Source organism: Paenibacillus sp. IHB B 3084, from assembly GCF_001447315.1.
Taxonomy (GTDB): Bacteria; Bacillota; Bacilli; order Paenibacillales; family Paenibacillaceae; genus Paenibacillus.
Window position 1 is genome coordinate 987,602 of the sequence record NZ_CP013203.1, and the last position, 20,014, is coordinate 1,007,615.

Annotated in this window: 17 protein-coding genes; 8 read left to right on the plus strand and 9 right to left on the minus strand. The window is 45.8% G+C overall.

Going from position 1 to position 20,014, the window contains the following annotated elements:
- Positions 1-194: 194 nt before the first annotated feature.
- From ASL14_RS04640 to ASL14_RS04650, 3 genes are all read left to right on the plus strand, one after another.
- Positions 195-2,525 (plus strand): FAD-dependent oxidoreductase, encoded by a 2,331-nt coding sequence (locus ASL14_RS04640; protein ID WP_134910623.1) that lies wholly within the window; start codon positions 195-197, stop codon positions 2,523-2,525.
- A 70-nt stretch (positions 2,526-2,595) separates the two neighbouring features.
- Complete coding sequence (gene speD / locus ASL14_RS04645; protein WP_134910624.1) at positions 2,596-3,402, plus strand: adenosylmethionine decarboxylase; 807 nt, start codon at positions 2,596-2,598, stop codon at positions 3,400-3,402.
- A gap of 271 nt (positions 3,403-3,673) precedes the next feature.
- Positions 3,674-5,092 carry an NAD-dependent malic enzyme gene (locus ASL14_RS04650; RefSeq protein ID WP_134910625.1) on the plus strand — a complete coding sequence of 473 codons (1,419 nt, stop codon included), beginning with the start codon at positions 3,674-3,676 and terminating at the stop codon, positions 5,090-5,092.
- 108 nt (positions 5,093-5,200) lie between these two features.
- On the opposite strand, the gene ASL14_RS04655 is transcribed toward ASL14_RS04650, so the two are convergent.
- Positions 5,201-5,881, minus strand: coding sequence for a protein kinase family protein (locus ASL14_RS04655; RefSeq protein ID WP_134910626.1), 681 nt, complete (start codon positions 5,879-5,881; stop codon positions 5,201-5,203).
- A 92-nt stretch (positions 5,882-5,973) separates the two neighbouring features.
- A complete protein-coding gene (locus ASL14_RS04660; protein ID WP_134910627.1) occupies positions 5,974-6,750 on the minus strand; it encodes an HAD family hydrolase in 777 nt (258 codons plus the stop codon).
- A 416-nt stretch (positions 6,751-7,166) separates the two neighbouring features.
- On the opposite strand from ASL14_RS04660, the gene ASL14_RS04665 reads away from it, so the two are divergent.
- The 3 genes from ASL14_RS04665 (at position 7,167) to ASL14_RS04675 (ending at position 9,347) form a co-directional block, all read left to right on the plus strand.
- A complete protein-coding gene (locus tag ASL14_RS04665) occupies positions 7,167-8,024 on the plus strand; it encodes a hypothetical protein (RefSeq protein WP_134910628.1) in 858 nt (285 codons plus the stop codon).
- Positions 8,025-8,136: 112 nt separating this feature from the next.
- The gene (locus tag ASL14_RS04670) at positions 8,137-8,892 is read left to right on the plus strand and encodes a threonine/serine exporter family protein (protein ID WP_134910629.1); all 756 of its coding nucleotides are present in this window, start codon (positions 8,137-8,139) and stop codon (positions 8,890-8,892) included.
- Positions 8,893-8,912: 20 nt separating this feature from the next.
- Complete coding sequence (locus ASL14_RS04675; protein WP_134910630.1) at positions 8,913-9,347, plus strand: threonine/serine exporter family protein; 435 nt, start codon at positions 8,913-8,915, stop codon at positions 9,345-9,347.
- A gap of 134 nt (positions 9,348-9,481) precedes the next feature.
- On the opposite strand, the gene ASL14_RS04680 is transcribed toward ASL14_RS04675, so the two are convergent.
- A complete protein-coding gene (locus ASL14_RS04680) occupies positions 9,482-10,003 on the minus strand; it encodes a GNAT family N-acetyltransferase (RefSeq protein ID WP_134910631.1) in 522 nt (173 codons plus the stop codon).
- A 212-nt stretch (positions 10,004-10,215) separates the two neighbouring features.
- Between ASL14_RS04680 and ASL14_RS04685 the strand changes: the two genes are divergently transcribed.
- Positions 10,216-10,944, plus strand: coding sequence for an MBL fold metallo-hydrolase (locus tag ASL14_RS04685; RefSeq protein ID WP_134914392.1), 729 nt, complete (start codon positions 10,216-10,218; stop codon positions 10,942-10,944).
- Between the two features lie 72 nt (positions 10,945-11,016).
- On the plus strand, positions 11,017-12,105 hold the full coding sequence (locus tag ASL14_RS04690; RefSeq protein WP_134910632.1) for a M24 family metallopeptidase: 1,089 nt from the start codon (positions 11,017-11,019) through the stop codon (positions 12,103-12,105).
- 117 nt (positions 12,106-12,222) lie between these two features.
- Here ASL14_RS04690 and ASL14_RS04695 read toward each other — a convergent pair whose 3' ends face one another.
- From ASL14_RS04695 to ASL14_RS04725, 6 genes are all read right to left on the minus strand, one after another.
- The gene (locus tag ASL14_RS04695) at positions 12,223-13,173 is read right to left on the minus strand and encodes a sigma-70 family RNA polymerase sigma factor (RefSeq protein ID WP_134910633.1); all 951 of its coding nucleotides are present in this window, start codon (positions 13,171-13,173) and stop codon (positions 12,223-12,225) included.
- Between the two features lie 97 nt (positions 13,174-13,270).
- Positions 13,271-13,618, minus strand: coding sequence for a hypothetical protein (locus ASL14_RS04700; protein ID WP_134910634.1), 348 nt, complete (start codon positions 13,616-13,618; stop codon positions 13,271-13,273).
- Between the two features lie 17 nt (positions 13,619-13,635).
- Positions 13,636-13,953 (minus strand): hypothetical protein, encoded by a 318-nt coding sequence (locus tag ASL14_RS04705; RefSeq protein ID WP_134910635.1) that lies wholly within the window; start codon positions 13,951-13,953, stop codon positions 13,636-13,638.
- A 32-nt stretch (positions 13,954-13,985) separates the two neighbouring features.
- Positions 13,986-14,450 (minus strand): hypothetical protein, encoded by a 465-nt coding sequence (locus ASL14_RS04710; protein WP_134910636.1) that lies wholly within the window; start codon positions 14,448-14,450, stop codon positions 13,986-13,988.
- A gap of 168 nt (positions 14,451-14,618) precedes the next feature.
- Positions 14,619-15,155: a sigma-70 family RNA polymerase sigma factor gene (locus ASL14_RS04715; RefSeq protein ID WP_134910637.1), complete on the minus strand. Its 537-nt coding sequence runs from the start codon at positions 15,153-15,155 to the stop codon at positions 14,619-14,621.
- A gap of 840 nt (positions 15,156-15,995) precedes the next feature.
- Entirely contained in the window at positions 15,996-19,985 is a 3,990-nt protein-coding gene (locus tag ASL14_RS04725; protein WP_134910639.1) for a DNRLRE domain-containing protein, read from the minus strand.
- Between the last annotated feature and the right edge of the window lie 29 nt (positions 19,986-20,014).

The window sequence follows — 20,014 nt, forward strand, 5'->3', positions numbered from 1 at the left end:
ATGTCCTGCTGACTATGAGCCAAATATCCACAAAGCGTGCTATTCATGATCCACCTAGTCACATTATAAATCCTGTTACTAAAGATTAGCTGAACGTGAAATTAAGTATATGTGCATGATGTTTCCGTGCATGTCAAAACGAAGCTCACTCGGGTAACATGATCTCGATCGATCATAAAGGAGCGTGAGACTGCATGAGACAGGAAACCTTTAGCGCCGATATTACCGTAGCAGGCGGGGGATTAGCCGGTGTCTGTGCGGCTGTTGCGTCGGCTCGTCTGGGCCAGACGGTGGCGCTGGTACAAAATCGTCCGGTGCTGGGAGGAAACTCCAGCAGCGAGGTGCGGGTATGGGTATGCGGAGCCACGAAGCACGGGGTAAACCGATACGCCCGCGAAAGCGGCATTATGGGCGAGCTATTCACGGCGAATCAGTATCGCAACCCTGACGGGAATCCTTATCTGTGGGATGCGGTTGTCCTTGATCTTGTTCGTGCTGAACCGAACATTACCTTGTTCCTCAACACGGATATTTATGATGTAGAATCGGAGGGACTTGTATTCGCAACCAACGAATCTAAGGAAAGCGAGTCTAAGGAAAAAGGACAGCAGCGTATGATTCGGGCAGTGACCGGATGGATGACAGGCTCGGAACGGCGTATCCGCTTTGAGAGCAGCATGTTCCTTGATTGTTCGGGAGACGGGCTGGTCGGATTCCTGGCAGGTGCCAAATATCGGCTGGGACGCGAGTCACAGCAAGAATTCGGAGAATCACTGGCTCCTGAAATGGCAGATATGACGTTACTCGGCAGTACGATTTTATTTTATACACGTGATACCGGGCATTCCGTCAAATACGTACCTCCTTCCTTTGCCAAGGACATCCGCCAAACACCGATTCCCAAAAGCCGAATCCTTCGCAGCGGAGATTCCGGCTGCCACTACTGGTGGATTGAATGGGGCGGTGAACTGGACACGGTACATGATAATGAACGGATACGTGACGAGCTGTGGTCGGTTATCTACGGGATCTGGGATTATATTAAAAATTCAGGGGAGTTCGATGCAGATACAATGACACTGGAATGGGTCGGGACGATTCCGGGCAAAAGGGAATATCGACGGTTTATCGGTGATTACACGGTTCATCAGCGCGATATCGAGGAGCAGACCCTGTTCCCGGACCGGGTTGGCTTTGGTGGCTGGTCCATCGATTTGCATCCACCGCATGGCATGTATGATCCGGGAAGCGGGGCAAACCATTTGCAGCCTGACGGCGTGTACCACATCCCGTTTCGCTCCCTGTATTCCGCGAATGTGAGTAATTTATTATTTGCAGGCAGAAATATTAGCGCCACGCATGTCGCCTTCGGTACGCTGCGCGTTATGGCAACCTGCGCGGTGATAGGCGAAGCGGCCGGAACAGGCGCTGCGCTATGCGTAGCACGCGAAATGACTCCCCGCGAGCTTTGCGAGCAGCATTTGTCGCTGCTGCAACAGACATTGCTGCGGCAGGATGCTTCCCTGCTCGGCGTGACGAATCAGGACACGCGGGATATTGCCCGAAGCGCTACGGTAACAGGGTCCAGCAGCCTTAAAGCATTGTGTGTGGACTCGCCCGATGAACGCGTACCGTTACGACAAGCCGCAGGGCTGCTGTTCCCTGTTCACAGCAGGGTGGAAACTGTGTCCCTGCTGGTGGATGTGAAGCAGGATACGCTCATCCGGTTTGAACTGTGGGACACGGGCAAACCGCAAAACTATGTACCTGCTTCGCTCCAAGCCTCCTGTGAAACTGCGGTTTCCGCAGGTGATCGGCAGTGGGTTGAGGCCCGTCTGCCTTGGGCACCTGACCAGGCAGCGAATGCCTTCTTGATCGTGAGAGCGAATGAACATGTATCGCTATACATGTCCCATCAACCGCTCAGCGGCGTGCTTTCTTTTATACAGGATCAGGCTGTCTGCTCGAGCTCGGGACTGCACGGATATGTGCGAGCCAGCGCGGTGCTGGAATGGACCATGCGATCCGGTGCCACGTCTATGGTGCGCAAATGCTTTTGCTTTCGCATTATAGAGGAAACGAAAAGTTACGCTCCCGCTAATATTATAAACGGGCATGTACGACCATATGGTGGACCAAACATGTGGGTATCCGATCCGTTGCTTGCCGGACAGGAAGCATGGATTGAGCTGCGGCTGCCGCAAAAAACGATTGTTCGGGAGATTCATTGTACCTTTAATGATGACGTTAACGAGGATTTGATCAATCTTCACCATCATCGGACCCCTTTTGAAGTTATGCCCGAATTGGTACGTCATTATCGAATCGAGGCATTTACAGATGGAAGCTGGGTAACCCTCCACACGGAACGAAATAATCGAAAGCGAAAAAGGATTCATGAAATCAGGAACCCCGTTGCTACAGATCAGCTTCGTCTGGTTGTGGAGGCCACTCACGGTTGCCCACGGGCTGAAATCGTAGAAATTCGTCTATATGAGCAGAACTTGAGTGTACATGAACGTTGATTCATTGTATATGAAAAGACGTGATGGGAACATTATGTATGAATACTGCGACTATAAGGGGAAATAGCCCATGACCATGACACCGGAACAGCGAATTACCCTGCACGGGTTTAACAATCTGACCAAATCGTTAAGTTTCAACATGTACGATATTTGTTATACCAAAACAAGGGAAGAACGCGAGGCCTATATCGAATATATTGACGAACAATACAACGCGGATCGACTGACTGCCATTTTAAAAAATGTGTCCGACATCATTGAAGCTCATGTGCTCAACGTAGCCCAGCAGGACTATGTTCCTCAAGGAGCCAGTGTGACCATGCTTATATCGGAAGGTCCTATCGTGGAGGTGCCTACAGAGTCTTACGATGAATCACCCGGTCCTCTGCCCGATTCTGTCGTTATGCAGTTGGATAAAAGCCATATCACTGTCCACACCTACCCGGAATATCATCCCGACGAGGAAATCAGCACGTTCCGAGCCGATATTGACGTCTCTACCTGTGGAGAAATCTCTCCACTCAAGGCACTCCGTTATTTGATCCATTCCTTTGACACGGATATTATGACGATTGATTATCGGGTACGCGGCTTTACTCGTGATACGAATGGACACAAGCTGTTTATTGACCATGACATCGCCTCCATTCAAAATTATATTCCTGACGAAGTGCGCAGCCAGTATGACATGATAGACGTGAACGTATATCAGGAAAACATTTTCCACACCAAATGCAAGCTGAAACAATTCGATCTGGACAATTATCTATTCGGCTATACGAAGGAAAGTCTGGGCGAGAACGAGCAGCAAAACATAACCGCCCGGCTTAAGATAGAAATGGACGAAATCTATTACGGCAAAAATATGACATAGCGGGATAAAGGCAGTAGAATGGACTACAGGTTATCTATAAGAAAAGGACCATAGCTTTGGAGCTGACATGGAGCCGGGCTTTTGTCCTTTTTTTGATGCAAAATGGGAGATTGATTCAGCTTTATCTGTACAAGTGAGAGATTGTTCACTATGATAGGGAAAGAATCCACTAGTTGAAATATTAAATTGCACCTCTTAGGCACGCTTTCGATTGTAAGCGCAATCAATTGATCCCACTTATTTTTTTATGGAACACAAAGGAGGAATTTGCATGCAAGGCGGTATTGGCGGTAAAAACATCATTTTACGACTGGAAATTTCCACCGAGCACATCCAATTTGGTCAATTGATTACGCTGGTCAACGAACATGGTGGGGATGTTATTGCGATTGACGTCATTCGCACCTCTGAAAAGGTCACCGTGCGGGATATTACAGTGACCATTGCCGACCCGGCCGAAATCGACCGAATGATTGCCCGGATTAAAAAAGCTCAAGGCGTGAAGGTGCTGTCCATTTCTGACCGGACCTTTCTGCTGCATCTCGGGGGTAAAATTGAAATGCAGCCCAAGGTTCCGATACAGAATCGCGACGACTTGTCCCGGGTGTACACTCCAGATGTAGCACGCGTGTGCATGGCGATTCATGAGGAGCCGGACAAAGCCTTCCGTTTGACAATCAAACGGAACACCGTTGCTGTCGTCTCGGACGGGAGCGCTGTCCTGGGCTTGGGCAATATCGGCCCCTATGCAGCTATGCCAGTCATGGAAGGTAAAGCCATGCTGTTCAAGCAGCTCGGGTCCGTTGATGCTTTTCCGATTTGTCTGGACACGCAGGACACCGAGGAAATTATCAAAGCGATCAAGCAAATCGCTCCAGCTTTCGGCGGTATTAATCTGGAGGATATTTCATCACCTCGCTGCTTTGAGATTGAGCAACGGCTGCGTCAGGAGCTGGATATTCCTGTTTTTCATGATGATCAGCATGGCACCGCTGTTGTCTTGTACGCAGGGCTGATCAATGCACTCAAGGTCGTCGGCAAAGCGCTGTCTGATGTCAAAATCGTCGTCTGCGGTATCGGAGCTGCGGGTGTAGCCTGCACTAAAATTTTGCTATCTGCGGGTGCAGTTAACATCATTGGTGTAGATCGCCACGGGGCCATCACAGCCGATGAAACGTACGATCATCCGGTGTGGAACTGGTATGCACAGCATACCAATCCCGAGCGGCTGTCAGGCACGCTGTCCGAGGTTCTGAAAGGCGCTGACGTGTTTATCGGTCTATCGGCTGGCGGGTTGCTTCAACGGGAAGACGTAAAACACATGAACGAGGCTCCGGTGGTGTTCACCATGGCTAACCCGGTTCCCGAAATTGCCCCCGAGGATATCGAAGACATTGCAGGCGTCATTGCCACCGGACGTTCAGACTATCCTAACCAGATCAACAACGTGCTTTGCTTTCCCGGCATTTTCCGCGCGGCACTCGACTGTCGCGCCCGTGAAATTAACGAAGAGATGAAGCTGGCGGCAGCAGAAGCCATTGCGAGCACCATCCGTCCCGAAGAATTAAATAAGCTGTATATTATCCCCGGCGTATTTAACGAGAATGCCGTTCAGCGGGTGCGTGAAAAAGTTATTCGGGCTGCGATTGAGAGCGGAACCGCCAGAAGAGTACCTCGCGATTTCAGGTAAAAGAGAATCTGCTTATTCCGTAAGACATGTCTGGTAACGTGCCAAAAAGGATTGCTCCCCTAATACGGGTGCAATCCTTTTTTGTAAGAAGATGAAGATTTTCTGCGGCTATGACTTCCATTTGGAAAATAACTGGCTGGCGCGTTGGGCGAACTCCTCCAGATTAAAGCTGGAGTTGTCCAGCTTGTAGTACCATTTTTTAATCGTCTCCAGAATCCATGACGGAACTTTAACCTCCGAGATACTTGAGTAAAACGTATGATACGCCCACACCAGATGCTCCCAGCGCTTGTCATCGCCCTCCTTCACGTACTCGGATACGTCCAATACCTTGGCGCGTCCATCTTGCATCAGTACGTTTTTGAGGTGAATATCACGGGGATTCAGCCCCTTGGAACGGACAAACTCCCTCGCCTCTTCCACGTCCTGGATCACTTGCTCCGGCACCGGAATGCCTTGCAGCAGACAATCCAGCAGCGTAATACCTGATTCATAGCTAATGACGATATACTTATCGCCTTTCCCGTAATAATGAGGAAAAAAATCGGACCCCCGCAACCGCTCGTATACGTCGGCCTCCGCATCCTTCTTCTCGATCGCCATGTCTGAGTATACCTTAAACGCGTAGCCGGGCAACGTATCGAGCGTAAATACGGCCGCATCCGTCCCGATGCCAATACAACGGACGTCTTGGGAGACTGTTTTAATCGTAACCGGATCATTATCCTCGGTACTGTAAACAGTCACTTGACTTATGATTTCGTCTGCCTGCCTCCATTGTTCAACCATGTGCGATCCCTTCCTTCTCTGTTCTGAACCATTTGAATGAAGTTAGACATATGTCGGATAAGTTGTATTACGAGCCTTCTTCAGGAATGGATTCAGGATGGTGTATGACCCACCTGGGCAGATATGGTATGTGCCGTAATTGATGCGTCCGGCAGCAGTAATTTTTTCAACTCTGAATAGCTTGCCACTGTTTCATAGGCTCCCGCTACCTCAGACTCCGGGGCAGCCTTCCTGTGATTGAACCAAATGACCCGCCAGTTGGCCCCTACAGCTCCCGCCACGTCATTGCGCCAGGAATCCCCGATATAGCAGCAATGCTCTGCCAGAGTCCCTGTCCGTTCGTTCACCACTTCGAAAATACGTGGATCAGGCTTGGCATAGCCAACCGTTCCGGATACAAAAATATGCTCTGCCGCAATATGATTTTCCAGAGCCATGGCCCTGATTTTGCTCATCTGGTGATCTTCGAGGCCATTCGTAATCAAGCCGACCAGATATCCTGCCGAGCTCAATTCATCCATTAACGATGTAGCTCCCTCGAAAGGCTCAATCCGGTACTGACGATCCAGGTACTCTTTTTGGATATCCACTGCCTGCTCACGGGTAATATTCACCCCAAATTCCTGTAAAGCCAGGACAAAACGGCCTTCCCTCATATCCTCCAGCTCATCCGGCCCAGCCTTCCCCTCCAATAGTCCTCCTTTTGCCGACAATACATCACTGTAATAACGAATACGATGATAAGCCTCTTCATAAGGAAAACGTTCACTCAATCCTAATACTGTACGCAATGCATCGCGAGTAGGGTGCAAATGATCGTACATTGTATCATCTACATCAAAAAAAACGGCCTTCTTGTGCAAGTTCATATACCCACTTCTTTCTGTAAAAATCATTGGATGTCGTCCATCTTCACCTTGTCCTGATATTATACCCGCTGACACGATGCGTTGCACATTACATCTTACCCCTTCGCCATCCATAGCTCGTATCTATAGTTGATCTGCTATTTGTATCTGTTGTTATAACCACTCCCGCATTCACACTTCACCGTGACAGTCATAAAATGAAAAGACCATCCTTTTCGCAAACTCACTTTACTTCTGTACTTATCTAAAATAGGTATCTCGTCCTGTTTTGCCCGAAAGCGGCTTATTTCATAGCACACAGGTAAAAGGTCACATTTTTGAAAAGATTCAGCATACAGGTTTACATTTCGTGTAAAATCACGTACCTTTTAGGGATGAACGCTTTACGGATGTACTTGGATAAGGAGGCATACACGATGAATTCCGGTTCTAACCCTGCCTACGGATCAGCTACACCTTTGATTGAGGCACTTATAGAATTTGAACAGGAGCTTGAAGCGAACCGGCATTCTCTGAGTTTTGATTTGGGATTGATTATGGAGCATGGCCGCGCGCCACGATATATGGCTACACCGCCGGATGTGATTCCCTTTGCCCACGCGGGCGTGGACGGAATACATTACGGCTTTTTAACGGATTTTGGACTTGAAAAGGATCTTTCGCAGGCCCCCATTGTGTGCATATCCCCTGTTGACTGGACGGGTGTATGGGTGGTTGCCCGCCACTTGCAGGATTTTTTAAGTGTTGTTTATACAGAGAACAGTTCATTAAAGCGATACTACGCCAGTGGACAGGATTATACAGGACATGCAGGACATCGGCCGCCTCAGGCCATAGATGAACGCACCGCGTTAGTGCGGGAGTGCTTTCGGGAACGCTTCGGTGTCCAACCGATTCAGGATATGGCTGCCTACATCGACAATTTGCGAATCGAGCGCAAGCAAAACGAAGCTGCCCCTACACTGAACGGCTTGGGCATTCCGACCTTTCCTTCTTCCGCAAAACAGCGTTCGTCTATTAAGAGTGCTCTTTTAAGCGTGGCAGAGCCCTTTCATTGGGATAAACAAGGTGAAACGGTTCGTGATTTGTTCCGCAACGGTTCGCGTGAAGCGAGATTGGCCTTTATTCGGGACGCTCAAACACGCCATCTGTTCACCCATTCTGCCCTTCGTGTTTTTGTAGCAGGACAGCTTAGATCCATGGGCTTGTCTGAGGCGGCAACACATTTGGAAGAGTCCTACTATACAGTTATTCCCGATACGATGGAATCTTGACGGATTACTCCTTATTCCCCCACACAACCGCCTCTGAAAAGGCGGCTTGTTGTGCTACAATATATACAAATAATACGGCCTAACGGCCCGGTACGAATGAGAGAGAGCGAGCATGAATAATCATTCCCATCCTACTCCTGAGATCATCGAGGTTTGTCTGCTGGCTGGCAAGCTCATGATGCAAAATGGAGCCGAAACCTATCGCGTCGAAGACACGATGTCCCGCATTGCCTCGGCCTACGGCATACCCCAGTCCCATAGCTATGTGACACCGACCGGGATTTTTTTTGCCATTAACGACGCGGAGCCTGCCAAGCTGATCCGGATTGTGGAGCGGACCACGGATCTGCATAAGGTTGTAGAGGTTAACGCGATTTCACGTAAAATAAGTCTGGGTGGCTTGTCACCCCGCGCAGCGGTTACGGAGCTGACCAAGATTGAACGTGGTCCGCACCGCTATTCCAACGGCGTACAACTGGCAGCCGCGGCATTGGCGAGTGGCTGCTTTATGATTATGTTTGGCGGGGTATGGCGGGATTTCCCCGCAGCCGTTCTCTGCGGCGGGGCTGGCTTCGCAGCCGTGCAATATTTTCACAGGCTCGTTAAGGTTAAGTTTTTCTCAGAATTTTCGGCATCTTTTCTAATTGGCTTGCTGGCGGCTTTACTGACAGTTGCAGGCTGGGGCCAGATGATGGACAAAATCATTATTGGCTCCGTTATGCCATTGGTGCCAGGCTTATTAATTACAAATGCCATTCGGGATTTAATGGCCGGACACCTCGTTTCGGGCATATCCAAGGGGGCTGACGCTTGCTTGACGTCATTTGGTATTGGAGCCGGCGTTGCAGTTATCATTTCGTATATGTGATTTGGAGGAGATCCAAGTTTATGGTTGCACAATTATTAACAAGCTTTATTGCTACCGCTGCTTTCGGCATTCTTTTTCACGCTCCCCGACGTTCACTGCTGCAATGCGGCTTCGTCGGGATGCTGGGCTGGCTCGTCTATTATTGGACGACAGACAGCATGGGGCCCGTGAGTGCCAGCCTCTTGGCAACGGTTCTGATCGGGATCATCAGCCAGAGCTTGGCCAGACTGTACAAAATGCCCGTTATTATTTTCAGCGTGGCAGGCATGATTCCGCTGGTTCCGGGAGGAATGGCCTACAATGCGATGCGACAGTTTGTACAGCATAATTATCCTCAGGCGCTGGAGCTGGCTATGAGCACACTCATGATCGCAGGTGCCATTGCTGTCGGCTTGGTGCTGTCCGAGGTGCTCAATCAGATTTTTCACAACATACGTTTGAAACCGCAGTGTTAAACGATGGGGATAAGCAACATCATTTTTTCACAACATTAAAGGCTGCTTCCAAAAACACGCACGATTGTAGTGCATAGAAGATTTTGGATGCAGCTTTTTTTTCATGTTCCACTTTATAAACGATGTTTGTTCGTCTATTTATCCTCAACATCCACTCGTTTACCCAGAATAGCCAAATCCCGCTCTATGCTGTCCAGCACCGCAACACGCGGATAATAACCCCATTGCTCAAAACCGAACTTGCGCAGCAAGGCGATACTCGGCTCATTGTGACCAAATACAAACCCCAACAGCGTCGTAATTCCAAGCCTAGGGCATTCATTCAGTACGTGCTGCACCAGACGACTTCCTGCTCCAGTTCCACGAGAATCTTCATGGACATAAATACTGATTTCCGCCGTACCGTTATAAGCTGAACGTCCGTAAAAAGACTGGAGACTGGCCCACCCTGCAATCGCCTCTTTATGTCTCAGAACCCACAAAGGTCGATGGTCTTCTTGATGAGCCTCAAACCATGGGATACGGCTCTCCACTGTCACGGGCTCCAGATCTGCCGTTACCATTCGTCCTGCAATGGTGGAATTATAAATGCCCACAATATCCGGAAGATTCTCCCTGCGCGCAAATTCAATGGAAAAAGATTGGGCCCTATTCATCGTTCGTATCCGCCTCCTGTTCAGTTGATTTATTTCATTGTACAAGACAAGCTCCCAAACAGCCATATCGAGTTGTTTTTTGCGGTTCGGATGCAAAGGGTTCTATAATAGAGCTTGAAGAAAATCAAAAGCTTCAAAGCTTGGCCACCCCATTAAACAACATGAGACGAGGAGGTGTGCTTCGGAGTTCACGGGATTCTGAAGCAGCTTATATGAATATTGGAACTCAAATTTTGATTTTGGAAATACCTATGGAATCTTTCTTTGGAAAAACAACGATTTATCCTGTGCTGCTCAAGGATGAGGACGGGCTTACGCTCATTGACACGGGGATGCTAGGCCAGTTGGAAGCGTTGCGCAAGGCTATTGCAGATGTGGGAGAGGATATCAGCCACCTGAAGCGAATTATTTTAACGCATCAGGACATTGATCATATCGGTAATGTTCATGCACTACTGGACTTGCTACCGAATACCGCTCTATTGGCTCATAAGGATGATATTCCTTATATGACAGGGGATCGGCCGTTTGTGAAGCTGACACCGGAACGAATCAATCAGTTGGATAATACACTCAAACAGCAAGCAGAGGATATGATCCGCTGCTTGCCGGACTTGCGCTTTGCCCATGTCCTCGAAGACGGTGAGCATCTTCCTTATGGTGGAGGAATACAGATTATTCATACACCTGGTCACACACCGGGACATATCAGCTTGTATGTGCCCGCACAAAAGCTGCTTTTGGCGGCGGACGAGCTCCGTGTAGTTGAAGGCAAACTGGTCGGCCCTGCTGAATCGGCTACACCGGATATGCCACTGGCCTTGGAAAGCCTCGGTAAACTGACCGTATTGGATGTCGAGAAGGTGCTGTGCTACCATGGGGGTTTTTATGATCAGAATGTACAGGCACGTCTACAGACATTAAGTCAGGAACGAGACTAAAGTAGTCAGATCTATAAACAAATATGTAATAAGCGTTATAATGAATTCATGAATAGAAAGGGATGAATCTGCATGAATGATAAAATAACCCGGCTATATGATGAATTGAAGTCACAGTCATGGGACGGATTGCTCGTCACCGATCCCAAGCATATCTACTACCTGACTGGCTTTGCCAGTGAGCCGCATGAGCGATTCCTCGGCTTGGTGCTGCTACGGGACGAGGAGCCTGAACTGATCGTGCCTGCACTGGATGCGGAGGCGGCCCACGCTGCTTCTTCCGTGACTCGCATCTCTACCCACACAGATACAGATAATCCATATGATCTGCTGCGCCAGCGCACAGGCACTGGAGTGAAGGTGTTCGCCTTGGAAAAAGAACATGTCTCCGTACTCCGCTACGAGCAGCTACATACTGCTATTGGTGCGGCTCAATATGTGGATCTCGGTCCCGTGCTTCAGGCTATGCGCGTAAGAAAAACACCTGAGGAAGTACGGCGTCTGAAACATGCCGCACAATTGGTAGAGGACGCGCTTCACCACGGCCTGACCCATGTGCGTGAAGGCGTAACAGAAGTCGAGCTGGTAGCCGAAATTGAATACCAGATGAAGAAAATCGGCGCAGATGGCCCGTCCTTTGACACTACGGTGCTATCTGGACCCAAAACAGCGCTGCCTCATGGTGTTCCGGGTACCCGCAAGCTGCAACACGGCGATCTGCTCATGTTTGATATGGGCGTATATTCAGATGGTTACGCCTCAGACATTACGCGCACTTTTGCTTTTGGCAAGCTGTCAGCTGAGCTGGAGACGATTTATCAGACGGTACTCCGCTCAAACGAGGCTGGTATTGCCGCCATTCGTCCGGGTGTATCCTGCGCGTCGGTAGACCAGGCAGCACGTGCAGTTGTAGAAGCTGCCGGGTATGGCCCTGCCTTTAACCATCGGGTTGGACACGGCCTTGGCATGAGCGTTCACGAATATCCGTCTGTGCATGGCGGCAATGAAGACCTGCTTCATGAGGGCTTCGTGTTCACCATAGAGCCCGGCATCTACGTGCCAGGCCTCGGCGGTGTGCGGATTGAAGATGACGTTCTGGTCACCTCTGACGGCGTAGAAGTACTGACCTCTTTTCCGAAAGAGCTAACGGTACTGGGATAAGTTCGATATTTTTTTTCGCTTTAAAGCTCATGCTGAAAACTGCATGGGCTTTTTTTACCCTCTTGATTCTAATATCGATCGAGAGCAGTTGTGATTTGCGATTAACTTTGCTATACTTTATATAGCTAATTTTGCTTTTTTGCGGATATAGTAAAGAACACGTTTTGAATACTTTGAAATATCATAGCCGGATATTTTAAGTACATCTGTAATGTCTGTAACATTCAAGACTTGTTTATGTTCTTTACTCATCTCTACAATTAAGTTAATTTCTTCTCTGTATTTTGATTGAGCTTCAATTTGGATATTCTCAGTATCCTGTTTGTGTTTGTCTATTTTTTTCCTGATACGTGCTAACATCCTGCTGATTGTCATGGGGTATACGTGGAGTATTTCAGATATCCGGGAGTTATTAGCTCCCTTCATAATTAAGTGCATCACGGTTTTTTCATGTTCTGTAAACAGAGAACTACATAACAGTTGTTGAACATAAACCTTATTAATCACATGTTCATCCATGTTATTTTGTGAGTTGTCTATAGCTTCGAAGTTATCTATTGAATCAAAATGTTCCATTGCATCACTGAATTGGGCAACTTCCCTGTAACGTTCTATAGGAACTTGAAGCAACTTTGCCATTCTTTGCTCACTCGGCCTGTAGCCCAGTGTATCTTCTATTTCTACCATTCTTCGGATCATATCAATAGCTCCCCGACTAAGTCTTACCTCTTGAGAGTTGCTATATAATAACTGATTAACCTCCCATAAAATTGGCCTTACTACATACGTAGTGAATTTAATTCCTCGATGAATATCGAAATCCTTGAGTGCCATTAGTAATCCTATACATGCTTGTTGGTATAAGTCATCTTCAGTAACCTTGAATTTCATTTTTAGCTCTTCTATACTTCCCTTATATCGCATAATAATCGAAAATATAAATTTCCGATTCTCTTGAAGAAATTCCCCAAGAAGGTCTTTGTCCTCTTTACACGCACAGATCAGCTTTATATTATGCATATCCTTCACAGCAGGCTTTCTTAATTGTACATACGTATCACTGAGCAATCCGTTCACCCCGTATTTTCTGGAAATACCAGCATAATGAATTTCCTTCTACATTGATCACGCTCACACTCCAGTAGTCGGTCTACCTTTTTAGAATTTATTTATCTGAATAGTTAATGAGATACGTATGGCCGGAATCATCCAAGAATAAAAAATTCTTTGAACGCGTTTGGTTAGTTTGCATCGAATCCAACACATACTCGTGCTGGGTAAGGAACTGCTGCTCCATTTCCTGAACCAAAGACGTATATTCATTCATTTGCAATTCGAGCAATTGATTACGGGCCGCAAGTTGTCTATTTTGGGAAATCAGATGATGATTTTTCCTTTTAAGCTCCTTATTCTCTTTGACAACTCTCTGAATTTTGCTAATATTTTGTATAAATTCTACTGAATCAGAATCTTCCCCATCTTGCTGATACCTGTTGTTGTTCGTATAGTTCATAGCCTTGTCTCCAGAGTTTATTTATAGCGATAGTCTGTAAAATCCTTGAGATGTATTTCAACCCGATTCAGGTTACAGTCAGGTTCTGCTGCCAACGTTTGTTCCAGCTTTTCAAACATAAGCAGTATGCCTTTGCTCACAGGTGGCTTAAATGCGTCTTCGCCTGCGTCGTATCTCGCCCACCACTTCCTCAAGGATTCCATCGTTATGGTCTGATTGATATAATCCCCACAGTGCTTACACCAAAGAACAAGGGATTGATCGCATTCCATCTCTTCAGGAACAAAAGAAGATTCCGCCCCACAATGGGGGCATTTATTCATATAACCGATCATGTTCTATAACCTCCCTCCCTAGGTGCTGTTCCTTAAACCCGGTCTGGTAGAGAAATAGGATCATAGCTTTGGTTCGTTATACCGTTTAGACGAAGGGTAACCTTCGGGTCTGTCAAAAAATAATAGGATACTTCTATTCTTTTGCGGTCAGCACTCTCCGTGTAAAATTCAAAACGAAATTCCCGCCCGCCCATTACAGGATGAGCTACCTGAAAATAGAGACCTTCACTATAATCTTTGCAATATACATGGTTAACAATTACATTTTCATCAACCACTAAGGACCAATAATCAGCAGGGGTAATAACATCCGCCTTTATTGAAATAGCGAAAAACTCAAGATCATTGGATATCTTAAAGGTATCTAATATCATCCTTTTACCTTCTAAAGCTCTTAAGCCATCTATATCAACCCTGCGGCTTGCTATGCAGGGCCTTGTTTTGGTAGAATAGAAAGGTGGATCTAATCTTCCACCGACTAAATAGCGACTCAACATGTAAACTACCTTCCTTATTAACAATTTTCATTGAATTTTCAGAATCATTCACTTGCAATGCCTCAGTCAGATATGTATACTAATTAATGTATAGTAAGGGGCAGTGCGTAGTGCCTTTCTATTTCCTTTTGGATTTGATTTTGTTCTGATAGTGGTATATCAGAGTGTTTATTTGTCAATCTCAGTTTTATAGAGTTCTCTTAGTTTTTTCACGGCTCGACAAGCATGAGATTTATGAATATCAAGATAATGGGCGATTTCTGTAGGTTTCATATCCATTCCTTCTTCGGTGAATAGCATGAAATTTATGATTCGTTGCTCCTGTTTTGTGAATCTGTTACGATTGCTTAAGTAGTCTACCTTCACGTCTGCTAATTTAAACCCATAATCATTCACTTGAACCGAGTAATAATTGGCCATAGAGCCTTCTTCATCTGTGCCATCGCAAAAGTTAACGGTTGTACTGAACTGTGTAATTTTACGTTTTTTTTTACGATAATAGTCAACCACAGAACGTTTAATGACCGTATGTGAAAAAGTAGATATATCCTTTTTTATATCCCCTTTGTGGATCGCTGTCAGAATTTGAACGATTGAATCCTGTTTCACATCTTCTCGATCCTCCTCGTTAACACCACGAAGTATAAAGTTAAAAATATGATTTAACGTTTCTGGGTCAAATGAGCTGACATTTGTCGTTATCATTGCGGTTCTCCTATTTTAATAGTTTATTTTAAATCAATAGGTTCCAGTTCACTCTGTTCCCTCCTTAAAACTTGTATCACAACTCCTTTCCGAATTTCGACATTCGACATTCGACAATTAGTTTCCACTTTTTTCTTTATCTTACCCTACTCTTTTTTTAATACGTAATACATTTGAATCAGTTCCATTTACCTAATTGAATATATAATTTTTAGGATTCTACTCTAATAGTCGTCATATCTATCAGAAGAGTTGCAATTTATCTATTACTTTTTAAAAATACGAACCTATGTTCCCATTTTAATAGGTATATATAACCTTGTCAATTCCTAACATTGATTGGTGTTATTTTCATCTGGTTATATTGTTCTATTTTTTTGTGTATACATCTTTCAAACAAGCCTTTTGAATCAATTCGAACATGTTCCATAAGACCTATTTCAAGTATCAACCTAAAAATCTATTTCCTATCCACCTTCAAGTCTGGCTACCAATGCCTCTACCTTCGCATTCAAAGATCTGTTTTCTGCGAGCAAACTTAAATTTTCAGCTTGAAGTACAGCTACCTCTTCACTTAAGCGATGGATTTCCTCCTTATGACTTGACAATGCATCCATTAGGGTGACCCGGAAAGCCTGCTCATCTTTTGACAATAGCTCTCGATCCGTAACCTTATTATTACTACGACCGCTGGCGTAGCCGATGACTCCAATAACCGCGGTTATTACATTTATGTCCAGCCCATATCACCTGCCTTTTGTCTATTTTCTTCCCTGACAGGTTCAATATAAGTAAAAATCAGTAAAACTTAACCCCTGCTACGAATAGCAGGGGTTAAGTTTACATGATAAAGCAGTATCCGTATTCTGTAGCCACATCTATACTGGAAGCCATATCATCATACACCTGAACCTGTATAGCCCCAGGTAGTAATGATTTCTGCCACACGGAAATATGGCCTTTTAATATAGATCTTTTCCAAATGTCCATGTAACTATGAAGATCATTTTGTCGATACTGTCTGACCACCACTGAGCCAGTGACAATGGATTTCTCCCACACACTCATATCACTTTGTAAGCTTATTTGTGCTGTCCTTCTCACAGTTAGATAGCCTGTGATGTGACTATGTTCCCGAATCTCCAAATCTGATGGAAGCTCTGTTTGCTCTGAATGTCGAACGGTAACGCGACCATATTTATCATACGCTGCGTCCCGCCTAATCCCCACTTCAGCATTCAGATCATGGTGTTCCATAACACGAACCGATAGTTCGGTATCCCAATCCTGCTGATCGGAAAGACGCACCGAGATTCGAGACCATCTATCAGATTCACGGCTTTTCCGTGCACTGATCCTGCCTTTAAGTTCAGATTTCTCCCAAGTTTTTACGTAAAGCTCACTCGAGATAGAGTCCAAATGACTACGTCTGATTCGCAGATGAGAAGACTGATCCGTATAGCTGTCCACTCGAACCTTTATGTTAGAGCCTAGATTGCCGGATCTTACTCCTACTGCAATTTCCAAATCTGAAATGAGCTTAACTCGCACTGTAATTCGTGACTGCATATCCATTCTTTTATGGTACGGAATGGATATGGAGGTCCATAAATTTCCTGAAAGCACGGTAAGGCTTGAAGGCACATCTTTTTTCGGCCAGATCGCTATACTTGATCTCAAAGAAGTATAATGCGGTATTGTGACCGTTGAAGGTAGCCCGAAATGCGCTCTTGTTCTTACAGACAAATCGGATATGAGCAGATTACTAAACACAATTTGAAGCCTGCCGTAAAAATCAGGATTGTGGATATTCATATCTGCAGGCATATCTTGTCTATAAAGTATACGTCCTTCCACCATCAGATCCGCTTCACGAGATCTACGGACTGAAATAGTGCTTTTCTTTACTGCTCCCTGAAAAACGGTTATGCTCCCTAATATATTAGGGATACTCAGTTCCATACCGGAAGAGATATCCTGATGCTCTGTCCTTCTTACACGGATCGACCCAAGCGTTTCCTTACGATTAACAAGAATCGTTGCCGGAAGTTCGGGAAACGGAACTGCCCAGCGGGCAACGCTCAGTTCGGAAGCAAGGTTCTCCCTGTAAAAGACATACATATTCGAAGGTACTATTTCCCTATTCACCCATAGGGTGCTGTCCAATGAATTCTCACGTGCAACAGCAATAACAAGCTGAGCTTCCAAAGAATGATTATCCTTACGCCGTACGGACACCTTACCGTTTAAGTTAGGTACCGTCACTGTGATATCGGCCAGGATCTCCCTTTGGTTATGGACAAACAGGCTTCCCTTCCAAACTGTTGCTCCATAGGACTGTTTAATGCGTAACGAGCCTTTAAGCTGCGACCCCTTGCTTACACGAGAGGTAAGGCCGCCTTCTATACTGTTCCTGCCCAAACTATAGATACGAGTATCATAGTAGGTAATATCTAATATAGGACGGTACGATTTTTGCTCCTTGGTAAAAAAACGAATACTTCCATTTTCAAATTCATCCAGAGCTTTGAAGATATATCCAAAATTCGGCCTTTTTCCTTCATACCATGCACAAATGGAATCAGTCACATCAAAAGAAATGTACCCTGAATCTCCACCTACATCTTGAACGATGTTTATACCGACATAGGTTGAATCGGGGCTGCTAAAGCCAAACGGAAACGGTTGATTTTGCCATGTAACTCCGTATTCTGTCCATTCCCTGGATGCTTCAATGAGCTGTATCCCCTTCTGGGGTACGTTGCGACCATCGAAATACACTTTGAGCTTGGCCGATTTAAACGTTGTATTTTTCTTGGGAATAGAAGCCGTATCCAAATCAAAACCAACATAAGATCTGTATCTCTCCTGAGCCGAGGCAGAATATCCGACATACATTTGTTCCTCAACACCATAGTTTAATCTGGGCTGAGACTCACGAACAAAAGCATCTTTATTAGAATAAATACTAGTCGTGTACGTCGGGGGCTCGATAACATCATATCTGCCTTTCATCCAGGTATAGGGTGCAACTCCTATGGATGAAACCATATCCGAAACTTCCCGAACCGTCATTGCCGAGGGAAGATCATCATAACTCCGAGAAGTTATCCGGTATCTGCCGGTAGACTGGGTACAGGATGTAATAGACAAGAATGAAGGTAGATTCTCCGTTTTCTTAATTTCCAGACTAGCATATATATCTATAACATGACTTTTATGAATATGGTAGTGCCCTATTATTCGGGTATGGCTGCCTACCTGAATGCTACCGTGTAGTTCAGATATACTTGGTACCGTTAGAAAGGAGGTTAAGTCTCCGGCCCCAAAAGACTCTATACTATATTTCACGGCTAGGTGAGTATGGGTACGTACAGAAAATGATGAATATATTTGATGAGTAGACTTAATTTGCAGGCTGGAGCTGAGATTAGCAGGCTCAATTCCCCGTAACTGATATCTTCCGTTGCTGATTGCCTGAGTGTTTACCTTTAAGCTGCTGACGATATCATTAGGCTTTTTGATCTCTATTGCAGCTTTGAGATCTTGCTTCTGAGCAGCATGAATATCGTATTGGGCGGCTAAAGTAGTACTTGCTTGAACCGATATCCGGGAAGGAAATCCCTGTTGCTCAACATTCAGGCTGGAGTGCAAATCATTTGGCATGAGCCGCTTCACATCGTATGTGGCTACTGCTATAGCTGATGAACTAACACTCAGCACAGCAGTGAGATGATCGGATACCTTAACTGCCACTCTACCTTGAACATCGCTGTTATCCGCAGGCGGGATACCGTAGCGAGCCTTTACTGCTGCTTTACCTGATGTATTAACAACCAGCACGGCTGCAAGATTATCCGCTACCTTAACTTCAATAGCACTCTGTACATCATCATGATCCGCAGGGTGGGCCGCATAGTGCGCTTTTACAGAAACATGAGTATTAATATGCATATTGCTGACTACATCCATAGGCTTTTTAACGGTTATATGTGAAGACATGTCAGCCATGTCCGTAGGAATAATGGTCTGCTTTCCTTGAACTCCCCCGCTAATTCCCACTTGCAAGGATGCTGTGAGATTCTGCCTTTCCGGTACTCTCGCATGAATCTGCATGTCAGAATGACTTATCCCCAAAAGGTAACCAGCCATATAGTTTTCAACGATTTCATCCATCGTTAGTGCAACATTGTACATCCGTACAACAGGAATATATCCACGAAACCACTGGCTAGCCTCTGTATTGTGTTTACCAATAAAAAGTCCATCTGGCTGCTTGATATGTTCAGTGACTTCGGCTTGCACATTTCCTTGAGGAGCGCCATTCAGAAAGGTAGATAGGTTGCCTGTAATTTCGTCATATGCCCCAACAATATGATACCATTCATTTCTGGGTAATCTCCCTAAGTTGGCATATGCTTTTCTCGTACGGGTCGCGATCTGAAGCTCCAATTCCCCAGTAGGGTTAAACATGACTAAAATGCCCTGAGTATCGTTCAACTGTCCCCCGGAAGACAAAACAACGTTACCCCCGATATAATATATCCACACTTCAAAGGTAACACTGGCGATAGGCTTAGAGGTATCTGCGCCTGTACATTGGATATAATGGCTCGTCCCATTAAAAAACAGGGCATAGGGATCGGCGAGGGTGTTTCTGCCCCCCCAACCATCATCTTTCGTAAAATGGAAGCCATTCAGTATGCCGTGATTTCCTTTACCACTCAAATCATGCCATTGCGAAGTGGGTTTTGAGTTGGAGCCAACCTCTAAACCTTGATCGGCAAGGGAAGCGTGAAGGGAAAGGATTAATCCTCTCTTACTAAACATGAACATCACGCCCTATTCCATTGTATTGG